General features: G+C 36.9%; 12 protein-coding genes. 7 read left to right on the top strand and 5 right to left on the bottom strand.

Going from position 1 to position 13,749, the window contains the following annotated elements:
* The first annotated feature begins 1 nt into the window (after position 1).
* Positions 2-1,378 carry a flavin monoamine oxidase family protein gene (locus tag DI076_RS00230; protein WP_108958064.1) on the top strand — a complete coding sequence of 459 codons (1,377 nt, stop codon included), beginning with the start codon at positions 2-4 and terminating at the stop codon, positions 1,376-1,378.
* Here DI076_RS00230 and DI076_RS00225 read toward each other — a convergent pair.
* Complete coding sequence (locus tag DI076_RS00225; RefSeq protein WP_108958063.1) at positions 1,375-2,487, bottom strand: acyltransferase family protein; 1,113 nt, start codon at positions 2,485-2,487, stop codon at positions 1,375-1,377. The two genes, DI076_RS00230 and DI076_RS00225, sit on opposite strands and share 4 nt — an antisense overlap.
* Positions 2,488-2,536: 49 nt before the next feature.
* Between DI076_RS00225 and DI076_RS00220 the strand changes: the two genes are divergently transcribed.
* Positions 2,537-2,830, top strand: coding sequence for an HNH endonuclease (locus DI076_RS00220; protein ID WP_108958062.1), 294 nt, complete (start codon positions 2,537-2,539; stop codon positions 2,828-2,830).
* Positions 2,830-3,195, top strand: coding sequence for a DUF1292 domain-containing protein (locus tag DI076_RS00215; RefSeq protein WP_108958061.1), 366 nt, complete (start codon positions 2,830-2,832; stop codon positions 3,193-3,195). The genes DI076_RS00220 and DI076_RS00215 overlap by 1 nt, the downstream gene beginning before the upstream one ends.
* Here the strand turns inward: DI076_RS00215 and DI076_RS00210 are convergent.
* The 4 genes from DI076_RS00210 to DI076_RS00195 are packed head-to-tail and all read right to left on the bottom strand — an operon-like array spanning position 3,179 to position 8,339.
* On the bottom strand, positions 3,179-3,601 hold the full coding sequence (locus DI076_RS00210; RefSeq protein WP_100727638.1) for a MaoC family dehydratase: 423 nt from the start codon (positions 3,599-3,601) through the stop codon (positions 3,179-3,181). The two genes, DI076_RS00215 and DI076_RS00210, sit on opposite strands and share 17 nt — an antisense overlap.
* A gap of 20 nt (positions 3,602-3,621) precedes the next feature.
* Complete coding sequence (locus tag DI076_RS00205; protein WP_108958060.1) at positions 3,622-4,863, bottom strand: sensor histidine kinase; 1,242 nt, start codon at positions 4,861-4,863, stop codon at positions 3,622-3,624.
* A 3-nt stretch (positions 4,864-4,866) separates the two neighbouring features.
* A complete protein-coding gene (locus DI076_RS00200; protein WP_108958059.1) occupies positions 4,867-6,441 on the bottom strand; it encodes an acyl-CoA dehydrogenase family protein in 1,575 nt (524 codons plus the stop codon).
* Positions 6,438-8,339: an AMP-dependent synthetase/ligase gene (locus DI076_RS00195; protein ID WP_174704992.1), complete on the bottom strand. Its 1,902-nt coding sequence runs from the start codon at positions 8,337-8,339 to the stop codon at positions 6,438-6,440. The genes DI076_RS00200 and DI076_RS00195 overlap by 4 nt, the downstream gene beginning before the upstream one ends.
* 123 nt (positions 8,340-8,462) lie before the next feature.
* On the opposite strand from DI076_RS00195, the gene DI076_RS00190 reads away from it, so the two are divergent.
* The 4 genes from DI076_RS00190 (at position 8,463) to DI076_RS00175 (ending at position 13,744) form a co-directional block, all read left to right on the top strand.
* Complete coding sequence (locus DI076_RS00190) at positions 8,463-9,062, top strand: CBS domain-containing protein (RefSeq protein ID WP_108958058.1); 600 nt, start codon at positions 8,463-8,465, stop codon at positions 9,060-9,062.
* Between the two features lie 19 nt (positions 9,063-9,081).
* The gene (locus DI076_RS00185) at positions 9,082-10,521 is read left to right on the top strand and encodes a sodium:solute symporter (RefSeq protein ID WP_108958057.1); all 1,440 of its coding nucleotides are present in this window, start codon (positions 9,082-9,084) and stop codon (positions 10,519-10,521) included.
* Positions 10,522-10,706: 185 nt separating this feature from the next.
* Positions 10,707-11,891 (top strand): 2-isopropylmalate synthase LeuA2, encoded by a 1,185-nt coding sequence (gene leuA2, locus DI076_RS00180; RefSeq protein ID WP_108958056.1) that lies wholly within the window; start codon positions 10,707-10,709, stop codon positions 11,889-11,891.
* Between the two features lie 104 nt (positions 11,892-11,995).
* Entirely contained in the window at positions 11,996-13,744 is a 1,749-nt protein-coding gene (locus tag DI076_RS00175) for an N-acyl-D-amino-acid deacylase family protein (protein ID WP_108958138.1), read from the top strand.
* Positions 13,745-13,749 lie beyond the last annotated feature (5 nt).

Below are 13,749 nucleotides of genomic sequence, written 5' to 3'. Positions count from 1 at the left end.
TATGAATCGAAAAACATTCCTCAAAAATTTGACTGCCACAGCAGCGGGCATAAGCCTACTCTCCCCTAAAAAATTCTACGGACAATCCACAGGTGTGGTAAGCGCAGAAACTAAAACACGAAACTCAGGTGCAAAAAAAGCCATCGTACTAGGTGGGGGTTTGTCGGGACTTTATTCTGCCTATTTACTGAAACAAACGGGATATGATGTGACAGTCATCGAAAGAGGAGACCAATTTGGAGGAAGAATTGCCACTTATTCCAACCCCAGTATGGGAATTGTACAAGACTTAGGTGGTGAATGGATTAGCGAAAACCAAACAGATATTAAGAGCCTTGTCAAACAATTAGGCCTTGAATTAGTGAATGCCAATGTCACAGAAAGATATTCACTCTCTAAAAACAATTCCGACCAACATAAAATTTCCAGTTCATCCATCGATACACTAGATAAGGTCATTGACTTACACAAATCCTTGGGAACAGGCCAAAAACAAGGATTGGATAAAATTAATTTTTCATCCTATGCAAGGTACCAAGGATTGTCGGAAGAAGAAATAAGATCCATGAATGATCTTTATCGTACCATTTTAGGTGCTGACTTAAACCAAATCTCTAGTGAATCAGTATTAGATGATCTCTCAGCTCTCCAATCTGCACTCAAACCAAAGTATTTGGTAAGTGGTGGAGCAGAACAAATCATCCAAGCGCTTGTAACTCAATTAAAAGGACAAGAACTATTACTTGGGGAATCAGCAACAAAAGTTTCCCAACAAAAAAACCAAGTATCTGTCGAGTTATCCTCAGGACGTGTCATCAAAGGAAATTTGATAGTATGTACATTGCCTTCTGCAGCAGTATTAGACATCAAATGGACACCAACTTTACCAAAGGACCTAATTTATTCTGCACTCCGCATGCAAACTGGTAAAATTTCAAAGAACATTTGTTTTGTGAAAAGCAACAGTAGTTATTCTAATTTTTTCCAATCCACGAATACGGCCGCTGAAACCTTATATGTTTCTGACCAAGCCATTGGCCAAAATATAACGGCACTAACTTCAATTTCAACAGGAGATAAGGCTTCCCTATTTGAAAAAGGGAGTGATCGTCAGAAAAAAAATCTGATGTTGTCTGCTCTGGAAGAATTAGGTAATTTCGAATTAGTACAAGAAAACCCTTTCCATTTTCATAGTTTTCAAAAAACTACCGGCAGGTCTGGGTTTGTCTCCCTATTTCCACCCGGCAGTTACGGAATCAAAGATGTTTGGAACGAACCTTTTGAAAGAGTATTTTTTGCAGGAGAACATCTTGCATTACACACCGGGAGTATGGATAGTGCCGTTGCCTCTGCCATCCAAGCCATTAGTAAAACTTAATTTACTTTTAATCCAAAGATAAAACGTAACGATCGCGTTCTTTTGATTAAAATTTCATACAGTAAAAAACTAAGTGCCAAAACAAAAAGATTATGAAAGAGAAACTTACCCCAGATCGGGTAAGGACTATCTTTCATAATGTAGGCATAAATCAATGAAATAGGATGGTGTAATAAATAAATTGGCAAACTTGCTTCTATGATATAAGTTCCCATTTTACCTTCTTCATTTCCGAATTGAACAAAGGCAAATACAAAGAATACAGTCCATAAAAATGGCGATAGAACCCATAGAAAAATATGGAAAATTCGAAACATTGGATTTGCATATGAAAAATAAATCCATAGAGGATCAGAGATTTCTAACTCCATGAGTAACAAAGAAACTAAAATCGCCCAAACCAAAATCGCATACGGTTTTAATTTTGGCACATAAATTACAAAAAGTATTTCCTTCCAAAAAAAACAAAACACACCCACAATAAAAAATACAAACTGGTAAACAAAAGTTAATTTAAAAATACCATAAACAGATTCCCCTTTTCCAAATTGTGTATGTGCTAAAAGAACGAGAAAAAAAGAAATACCAATTAGATAAAACAGCTTTCCATGTAATGCATTAAAAGGTTTCCAATTTGCAAAACGATTCAAAGGTTTTTGTATCAGAACATATATCATGCTAAACAAAAACAAATCGACCAAAAACCAAATATGAGAATGTTGAAACTTATCTTTTGTAAAAAACAAAGTCAAAAACTCCAATAAACTTAAATTAGGTGAATTTAATTTTTCCATCAAAAAGTATTGTATTGGAGCAAGAAATACCAAACCAAAAATGGTAGGGATGAACACTCTCCTCAGCCTTCCATCTAGATAAAATGATGTTCCTTTTTTTTCAATGACCATTGCCGAAAAAAAACCAGAAATCATATAAAACATTGGCATTCGAAAACTATGGATCCAATAACAAAAGTAGGATAAAATCTCACTTCGTTCTTCTGTTTGGATGGCATATTTGATATCAGATGCGTAAACAATCGCAGAATGAAAAACAATCCCAAGTAATAAGGCAAAAGAACGTAAATTATCTAGGTATATGAGTCGTCCCATTCCTCCATCTTTTTCTTGACGAAGGGAAAATAACAGATTTTTTTAAAGAATGACCGATCCACCGCTAGAACCGTTTTTCTCTGATACCAGCGATGAAGAAATCCGTCGAGAAAGGAAAAAAGCCAAAGACTTAAAAAATACAGCTTGGTGGAAAAACAAACGTGCCTCTGGAATTTGCCATTATTGTGGGAAAAAATTCAAAGTAGAAGACTTAACAATGGACCATCTAATTCCACTTATACGAGGTGGAAAGTCAGTCAAAGCAAATTTAGTTCCTGCTTGCAAAGAATGTAATTTCAAAAAAAAACATAGCCTACCATTTGAGAAGGAATTCTTTAGCTAATGGAAAATAAGGAATTTGGATTCCAAGCAGATGATTTTTTACCCAACCGAACATCGGAAGAAATCGATTTGGTGGATGAAAAAGGAAATAGTTACCAGTGGGAAGTTTTTTATTCTTTTTCCTTAATGGGAAATGATTATCTTGTTTTTATACCGACAACAGAGCAAGAATACCAATTTGTAAATGTAGAAATGGATGATCCAGATTCGGAAGTGCCTGGTTACATTGTGATGCGACTTGGGCAAGACGAAGCAGGAGAAGAAATCTTAGAAGAAATTTTAGACGAAGATGAACTGGAAGAAGTCCGTGAATTCGTAGAAGATGAAATTGGTTTAGTTGGCCAATTCCTCAACCAGGAGGAATGACCAAAGTTTCACCTTTACTCACCACTTCTCCTTTCTGATTAGACCACACAATTTTCATCTTAACTGCTTTTATCCTTTCGACTTTTTCAACAACTTCCACCAAACAGGTGATTGTATCTCCAAAATATACTGGTTTTCGAAACTTGGTTGTTGTTTCTAAGGCAACTGTTCCAAGACCAGGCAACTTCATTCCCAATACAGGAGCAAGTAAGGAAGCAGCAAGTCCTCCATGTGCGATTCTTGTTCCAAAACTAGTTGTTTTAGCATATTCCTCATCCACATGTAAGGGATTAAAATCTCCACTAATCCCAGCAAAAAGATAAACATCTGTTTCTGAAATTGTTTTTGTAAAAGATGCTTTTTCTCCAATTTGGATTTCTGAAAAACGTTTTCCTTGATTGTACATAAAACCTACAACTATGAATATTATTTTAAATTTGTTCTTTTAGGAGAAAATGAAAAATGATAAAAGACACCTTGGCCAGGACTTGAGGAACATTCAATTTCTCGGCCATTCAATTGGCTACTCAATGAAAAGATGACGGACAATCCAATTGTTTCTGCTTTTCGATAATCAAAACCTATGGGAAAACCACTTCCATTATCACGGTATTTTAATTCAAACTGTCCATTCTCTTTTACAATAAATTCAATTTTGATTTGTGCATCTTCTTTTGGAATTTTAAATGCGTGTCTAAAACTATTGGTTAACATCTCTGTTATCATAAGTCCCATTGGAATTGCATCGATGAGATTAAACTCCATTTTTTGAATATCTAGTTCGATGAAAATATCTGTACGCATATACATGAGTTTTATATTTTCAACAAGACTTGTGATATAATCGACGGAACTTAAACCTGATAAGTTTTTACCGCTATATAATTTTTCATGAACAAGTGCTATAGCTTTGATTCTAACAATACTTTGTTCTAAAATATCTGCAGTTTCTGGGGGAGAAGAATATACTTGTAATTGTAAAAAGGAAATGATAACAGCTAGATTATTTTTAACACGATGGTGGACTTCTGTTAGTAAAGTTTCATTTTCTTTTAAAGATTGTTCCAGTTTGGTCTGATTCTCCATATAACTGGTCATATCAGAAATAACTGCTACAGCTTTGTTGGGACTTCCATCGATTGATGGGATGAACAATCGGTGTTCCAATGCCCATTTGATTTTTCCATCCTTCATTTGAATCCGATACAATAAACCTGTATGATTTTCTCTTAATTGGTTCATCCATATTTGAGTCATACGTGCACGGTCAGCCTCATAAACACGATCAATCAAAACTTGTGGATTTGTTAAAATGTCTCCAGTTTTTGCATCAAATAACCTACAAACTTGTTCACTCAAAAAATCAATTTTCCAGGTATCTATATTAAATACGATCACTGCATCTTCAATTCGTTCCAAGATAACTTGGAATAATTGATCCGATTCAAACTTCTCTGACAAAACTTTTTTTTGGTATTTTAACTCGCGAACTAACAGAAAATAGATGATGAAGGCGGAGATTGTGACAAATCCCCATCCTTTTAAACTTTGAATTTCTCTAATATCTTCTGCTGAAAGAGAAAATAAGGAAATTGCATAATCAGAGTAATAAATCCACAGATACCCGAAGAACAAATAAAAAATTGCAATTCGGGCAGCTGCTTTCACAATTTAGGCTAACTCCTGGAGAGAAGAAAACCTAGTATGAACCGTTTCCTCAATTGAATTTGCTAACTCTCGATAGAAATTCCAAATTTCATTCAGTTCTTTTGGTACGAATTGATTGAGTCGGCTCATGGACATTAAATACTTACCCACAAGATAATACGAAAGTAACTTCCGATCTATCATTTTTTCTTCTTTTGGATAAGAATCTATCGTTTTATGAGTGTCAATTTCTGATAAACATAGGATCACAAAAACTGATAATACATCCGCAAATGCAAATTCTATGGATTGTTGTTTTTTACGGTTTGGTTCCCCATCCATTATTAGAATGATATCAAAAAGTAAATTTTGAATCGAATCCGTAACACTCTGTGGATTTCCAATGGCACTAAATTCTTTTTGGAATTTTTCCTTACCTGGGTATAAGGAAGAAATGATCGATCTTTGGATCTCACTTGTTCCACCACCAATCGTACCCAATTTAACATCACGGTAAAACCTTTCAACAGCATACTCTTTCATATAACCATATCCACCAAACAGCTGTACAGTGTCTTTTGCTACGTCTTCTGCGAGTTCTGATGAAATTAATTTACCTAAACTACTTTCAAGAGGAGAAGGGATTCCCCTATCTTTTCTCTCTGCCACCCAATAAATCAATCTTCTTGCTGCTTGGATATAAACCCAGTTTCTTACTAGTATATCTCGCATTCCATAAAAGCTGGATATTGATTTTCCAAATTGGATTCTTTCATTGGCATATCGCATTCCTTTACGGAAACAGAACTCCATTGCTCCGGATAATCCAGCAACAAAAACAGTCCTCTCCCATTCCAAGGTTTCTTTTCCAATCCTCATAAAACCAGTGTTTAATGGTCCAAGAAGGTTTTCTTTTGGAATGATCATATCTTCGAAAACCAATTCAGCAGTCATCGAAGTATGATGGCCTAATTTTTTTAAAACCTTACTTACCTTAAAACCTGGTGTGTTACTTTCTACGATAAAGGCAGAGATTCCCATGGGCCCTCTTCCTTTTTCGGAAGTTCTCGCCATGACGATAAACACCTGACCGACAGGACCATTTGTGATAAATGTTTTTGATCCATTTAACTTCCATCCACCTTCCACTTCTTCTGCTTTTGTTAAAAGAGAAGCTGCATCCGAACCTGAAGCAGGTTCTGTGAGCGCAAATCCTGCCATCCATTCACCAGTTGCTAATTTAGTGAGGTATTTGGCTTTTTGGGCTTCAGTTCCTTGGAATACAATTGGCATCGTACCGATGACTAAATGGGCAACCCAAGATAATCCGATTCCTCCATCGAGTGAACCAGAAGCAAATGCATCAGTTGCAATCGAACAGAGTAAACAACTTGCACCTTCACCACCATATTCAGCTGGTATCGTAAGACCAGTTAAACCTGCTTTCGAAAACTCTTTCCAGAGATCGTCAGACCAAATTTCTTTTTCGTCCCTTTCTTCAGAAGATGGGTATACCTTGTCTTCTGAAAATTGAAAGACTGTGTTGTAAAAACTTCTTTCCTCATCGCCAAGATAAGGATTTAGTTTGGGATTAATCATTGGTAAATTCCTTCGATTTGTTTTGTAAATACTTCCGAAATTATATTTCGCTTCATTTTTAGAGTTCTTGTCATTTCCACATCTGGATCAAATGGTCTTGGTACCACATAGAAATTGTTAGCTGGAATCATTTCAAAAGACTTAAATCCATTTTCCTTAGAGATAATTTTGGAAATCTCAGATCGAAATAGTTCGCGAACCTTTGGATTCGAGTTCCATTCAATAGCTTTGTCTTTTGATAAACTCGGAATTTTTGTCTCAACTGCCTCAAAATTTGGAACAATCAGAGCAGCCAATGTTTTTTTATCATGGCCAACAACCATCACCTGATCAATATAAGACGATGTTAAAAGTTTGTCTTCGATTGGGATTGGTTCAACGTTTTCACCACCAATGAGAGCAATGGTATCTTTTGATCTACCAGCAAACACAAGTTCATTTCGATGTGAAATCATCATCAAATCACCAGTGTCAAAAAATCCATCTGAATCAAATACAACCTGATTGAGTTCTGGTCTCTTATAATAACCCTTTAATATTTGTTTGGATTTAATCCAAAGGGTTCCTTTATCTCCTGTTTTTGTTAGGATTTTCCCTGTTTCATCTTTTAAACGAATGGAATATCCATCAATTGGTATTCCAACAGTTCCTTTGGTTGGTTTTGTATTGGATCGAATGGAAACAACGGCAGAAGTTTCTGTCATTCCGTATCCTTCTAAAACTTTTAATCCAATGGCTGATAAAAACCCATCCACAACACTTGGTAAAGCAGATCCTGCAGAAATACAAATTCGTATCCTTCCACCTAACGCTTTGTGGATAGTCGAAAAAATTTTAATGCTGAGTAATTTTAATGGAGAGAGTAAAATTAAAATCAATAAGGCATAACTACGTTTGCAGAACGAAACGATTATGTTTGGTTTTTTGATTTCAAACTCAAATCCCATAAACATTGCATAATAACGTGCCCATGTAGCACCTACGCTTAAAAAGAAATGGAATAACTTTTCTTTAAAACCACCCTCTTTGGCAACTTTCGCCATAATCCCATTATAAACAGATTCCCAAATCCTTGGAACGGACGGAAAAATCGTAGGACGAAAATCACGAAGGTCATCCTTTAAGCTAGTCATATTGGAAACTAAAAAATCTAAACCAAGGAATATACCTGCATATTCAATGGCTCGTTCAAATGCATGCCAAGGTGGCAATAAACTAACAGCATTGTCATTTGAATTCATATCCAAACGTGCAATCGTATTTTGAATGGCAGTAATCCATCCTTTTTGAGACAACATCACACCTTTAGGATTTCCTGTGGTCCCTGAAGTATAAATTAATGTGGCCAAAGCATCAGGATCAATTTGTTTGATTCGGTTCTCTAAGTTTTGTTTTCCATTTGTTTTCCAAATTTCTTTCCCCTTTTCAGCTAATGATAGAATTGAATTAGGTCCAGAAATGAGTTCACCTTGTTCATTTTCTAAAACAAAGATTTGTTTCAAATGTGGGAGTTCACCTAACAGGTCATCTATGCGTTTTTTGTCTTTTGGTTTTTGAACCACCAAAAATTTTGCTTCCGAATGGTTTAAGATGTATAAAATTTCTTCACGGACAATATCTGTTCCTCTTGGGACAACAACCGCTCCTGCAGTTAAAATCGAAAGATCGGTCCGAAGCCAATTAACAGACGCATCACAAAAAAATCCAATTCGGTCTCCCACCTCAACACCAAGATCGATGAATCCCGAAGTCAAGTGGTCGACAAACTCTTTCAATTCTCCAAAACTGATCCCAGGAAACTCAGTGGTCGACTTCCGTTTCCGGAACGAAATTTTCGTTGGGAAGGTATTTGCGACGGATTCCAATGCTTGGTACAGGATTTGGTAGTTTTGGTTCATAGGTTTTGCCTTTTTCAGTTCGTTCTTTTTACAGGAAATGTAGGATGGATAAAAAACCACTGTTCGTTTTTTGCAAGTTTTTTCTTATTTTTGACAAACTTTTCAGAAAGGTAGGGCATAACTATGTTCTTTTGGATCCATGACGGCCGAATTTCCCCCAATCCCCCGCAAATCCAACCCAATCTTGTCCCTATGGTCCACCCTTCCGGCAAATCTTCCGCACCAGCCATAGGGGAAGGAGAACCAGGGACAACTCCCACTGGCTCTTTTCTCCACCGAACTCCAGGGGATGTTTACAAAGAATCCTCCCTTCCGACAGAAAAACCTGTCTTTTTCCTTCACGAGATCATGACAACTCCCGTTTGGACAAAAACCCAAGACGAATCCATCGAAACTTGCCTCGACTTTATGATGGAAAAAGGAATCCGACACCTTCCTGTTACCAACGAGTCGGGAAAATTAGTAGGATTTGTCTCTGACCGAGATTTGTTAGATAAAATGAAATCCTATGAAAAAGAAATGCCAGTATCAGATGTCATGATCAAACGCGTATTAGTTGGAACTGCAGGCGCAGAAATCAGGCAGGTAACGAAGGTATTACTTGAAGAAAGAATTGGTTGTTTGCCGATCGTAAATGACGATAATTTACCTATTGGTATCATCACAAGATCAGATTTACTTCGACTTCTTTTGAAATATCCCAATTTGAGTTTAACGATTTAGTGATTGTAAAAGGGAAATTATGATTTGGGACATTTTTGTCATATTGATTTATTTTATTATCGTGTTCTATTTTGGTTTTCACTTTGCCAAGAACACTCAAAAAGAAGATGACTTTTATTTAGCGAAAAAAGAAATCCATTGGGTGTTTCTGATGTTATCTCTAGTGGCAACTGAAACTTCTAGTTTAACATTTTTAAGTATTCCATCCTTATCATACAAAACAGATTTTCGTTTTTTAGAAATTGCAATTGGTTATATTTTCGGAAGAACCATTGTCGCTTTGTATCTTTTGCCCTCTTATTTTTCGGGGAATACAATTTCAGTATATGAATATGTAGGAAATCGATTCGGAAAATCCCCTCAAAGAACAATTTCTTTAGTTTTTACAGTTTCACGATTACTCGGCGATGGAATCCGTTTGTATGTAAGTTCCTTACCGATTGCCTTTCTCATGGAGCGAATGGGATTTTCTGTATCACCTGAGATACTTGGAATTTTAGCATTAACAATCCTGAGTATTGTTACTATAATTTATTCTGTGTTTGGTGGTTTTAGAGCAATTGTTTTTACAGATGTCTTACAATGGATCATATATATTTTCGGTGGGATATTTGCACTTGTATTGATTTTCTCGCAGTTTGGTAATACAGAATTTTCAAATGCAATAGAACATTTACAATCGTTGGGTAAATGGAAGGTGTTTGTTTTCGACTATAACCAAACAGGTGATAATAGTTATTTCATTCTGTTTGCCATCATCGGAGGATCTTTTATCTCGATTGGTTCTCATGGAACTGATTTGATGTTAGTCCAAAGAGTGATTGCGACAAAAAATTTACACTCGGGTCAAAAGATTTTGATCGGAAGTGGGATCGTTGTTTTCTTTCAATTCTTACTCTTTTTGTGTATAGGATCTCTTTTGTTTGTTTTTTATGATGGGAAATCCATTCCGCCAGATAAAGTGTTTAGTCATTTTATCATTACGGAAGTGCCATCTCCCTTCCTTGGTATCCTTGTTGCTGCTATCCTTGCCAGTGCGATGTCTACTCTCAGTTCCACTATCAATTCCTTATCACTCACTTGGGCTCGGGACTGGGAAATGGACAAGTGGTTTAGTCCGAGAATTTTGTCTTTGTTCTTTGGAGTTCTTCTCTTTTTAGCAAGCCTCATCCCATATACACTCGTCGACACATGGGAAAAAGGAATTTTGGAAATGGGACTCACCATCTTCTCTTATACACTTGGCCCATCCATCGCCGTTTTCTTTTTAGCCAAAGGGAAAAAGGACCTTCCCATCACTGGTTCTCTATTTTCTCTATTGTTTCTGTTCAGTATCCTTACTACGGTGGGTGTGGGTTTGGTTTGGAAACTTTCCTTTACCCTTCTTGTCCCCATCGGTTTTGGCTGTTTACTTGGTTTTGTTTCGATTGGAAAAATGCTAAAAAAAGTTGACAGATAATGCGAGATCAGTTCGTCTAAAATTTAACAATGAAATTTTTCGCACACATTCAGCTTCTCCTCCTCCTCGAAATCTTATAATTCGAGGGAGAGAGTGCTATGTGACAAAGCCCACTCCCAACCGGGAAGTGGGCTTTTTTATTTGTTCCCCCGGTCGGTAGTGAGATCGCGAAAGACGGAGGAACCATGAAACCAAAAACCATTCACATCCAAGACGTTACCTTACGGGACGGAAACCAAGCTTTAAAAAGACCGTGGACACTTAATGAAAAAATCGAAGTTTTCGACTTACTTGTAAGTTTAAACGTAGATGGTATTGAAGTGGGATTTCCTTCTTCAAATGAATCCGAATTTTTTACCTGCCAAGTGTTGTCCAAACGAGCACCAAAGGGCAAACCAATTGCTGCATTGTCGAGAGCCAATGAAAAAGAAATCTCTGTTACATGGGAAGCCATCCAACATGCAGACTCACCTCGTATGCATATTGTGTATCCTGTAAGTGATTTTTCCATTAAACATGTGTTAAAGATTTCCGAGAAAGAAGTCCTTCAAAAAATCAAATCTTCTGTTTCTTTTGCACGTTCGATAGTTGGATCCAACCACCAAATCCAATTTTCAGGTGAACATTTTGGAGACGCCATCCAAAACTTCGAATTCACAAAACTTGCATTTATGACTGCCATTGAAGCTGGTGCCAATATCATCAACTTGCCAAATACAGTGGAACGTTACCGCCCGATGATTTTTGTCAATATGGTAAAAGAAATTAGGGAATCAATTGGAGACAAAGCAATGATTTCCATTCATACACATAATGATTTGGGTATGGCAACAGCTACATCGGTAGAGTCTGTGTATGTTGGTGCGGAACAAATTGAAGTGGCTTTGAATGGACTTGGTGAAAGAGCAGGTAACACAAATTTGTATGAAACGGTGATTGCCTTACACCAAAATGGTGAATCTTTGAACATTCAATTTGATAGGATTTATCCAACTGCAAAACGAATTTCAGAATTAACGGGAATTCCAATTGGAGAAAAAACTCCTATCATCGGTGAAGATATATTTTCACATCGATCAGGCATCCATCAAGACGGAGTCACAAAAACTATGAACCAAACCAAAGGTGCTTATAGAACCTTTTCACCAGAATTTGTAGGTAGATTTGACAAAGAAACGATCTCGTTCACCAACCAATCTGGTCACAAAGCCATTGAATTTTTGTTACGCCAAAAAGGGATCGAAGTTTCAAAAGAAGAAATTCACCATTTGTTCTCAGTTGCAAAGTCAATTTCTTCCAAAGAGAACAATCGAGAAATCACCGAAACAGAGTTAGTGGAACTCAGCCGATCGATTCTCACCTATCAGTGAACAGTAAAGGGTTTTGTCCAGAGAAACTTGAGGCAATTCATCAGGAATCGTTGACAAATCTTTGTCAATCTGCCATAATTTCGAATGGTTTTTCTGGAGGTATCATGGCAGAAACTCTTATCAAACAAGCACGTATTTTTGATGGAAGCACAAACCCATCGTTTATTGGAGATGTGCGGATCAAAGACGGAATTGTGGAGACGATTTCTAAAACTGAATTGAGTGCAAAACCAGGAGAAACAGTCATTGATGCAAAAGGCCAATGGCTCACTCCAGGTTTTATCGATTTTCATACTCATTATGATGCTGAAATTGAAATGGCTCCGGATCTTTCTGAATCAGTAAGACATGGAATTACAACGATTTCTCTTGGAAGTTGTTCTTTGAGTTTGGCAGTTGGAGATCCAACAGACCTTGCTGATATGTTTAGCCGCGTAGAAGCAATCCCTAGAAAAAATGTATTATCGATATTGGAGAGTAAAAAAAATTGGAACTCTGCCATTGAATACAAAAAACATTTAAACGATCTTCCTTTAGGACCCAATGTAACTTCCTTTGCAGGTCACTCAGCGATCCGTGCTCACGTCATGGGATTAGAGAGATCTTTAACAAAAGGAGAAAAACCAACCAAACAAGAGTTAGAGAAAATGAACCAACACTTAGAGGAAGCACTGGATGCTGGTTTTATGGGTTTATCGATTAATACACTTGTTTGGGATAAAATGGATGGTTCTCGGTTTCGTTCAAGACCACTACCTTCAACCTTTGCCAACTGGAGTGAATACGAATTTTTAAACAAAACTCTGAGAAAACGCGGAAAAATTTTCCAAGGTGTTCCAAATGTTTCCACCAAAATCAATGTTTTAATGTTTTTAAAAGAAGCATTTGGTATTTTTAGAAAACCATTAAAAACAACCATCATCTCCCTAATGGATGTAAAATTTGATCCAGGTTTGTATAAATTATTAGGTGTGATTGGAAGGATTACAAATAAACTTTTCCGATCTGACTTTCGATTCCAAGCTTTACCTGAACCATTTGATCTGTATGCCGATGGGATGGATGTGGTTGTGTTTGAAGAGTTTGCAGCTGGTGCAAAAGCAAACCACATTGAAGATGAATTGGAAAGAAAAACATTAATGAAGGATCCAAATTATCGATCTTGGTTTAAAAGACAATGGACAAATTGGTTTTTACCTCGAGTGTTTCATAGAAACTTTCGAGAAACAAAAATTGTTGATGCACCAGACAAATCCCTTATTGGTAAATCAATCGATGATGTAGCGAAAGAAAGAGGTGTCCATTCTGTGACAGCATTTTTGGATTTAGTGGCTGAACATGGAAACAAAGTTAGGTGGTACACTGTCATGGCTAACCATAGAAAGGAACCACTCCAAAAAATAGTTTCCTATCCAGATATTCTCATCGGATTTTCAGATGCAGGTGCACACCTTCGCGGAATGGCACATTATAACTTCCCTTTACGTATGTTAAAACTAGTAAGAGATGCAGAATTGGAAAACAAACCATTTATGAGTATAGAAAGAGCAGTTCACAGACTTACGGGTGAAATTGGTGATTGGTTTGGAATTGATGCAGGTTATATCAAGGAAGGAAAACGTGCTGATTTAGTCCTGATTGATCCAAACAAATTGGACGACTCTTTGGCGAAAGACGTTGAAGCTCCGATGCCGTTTATGGAGGATTTTAAACGATGGGTTCGTCGTAACGATGAAACCATTAAAAAAGTTTTCATCAATGGGAAACTGGCAGTGGATGGGGGCAAACCTGTCTCTGGACTAGGAAAAGAACGAGGGTATGGTCGCTTTTTAGAATCACAAATCGGCGTTTAAAAAAG

Source organism: Leptospira ellinghausenii (assembly GCF_003114815.1).
Lineage (GTDB): Bacteria > Spirochaetota > Leptospiria > Leptospirales > Leptospiraceae > Leptospira_A > Leptospira_A ellinghausenii.
This window is presented reverse-complemented; position numbering and strand designations above follow the sequence as displayed.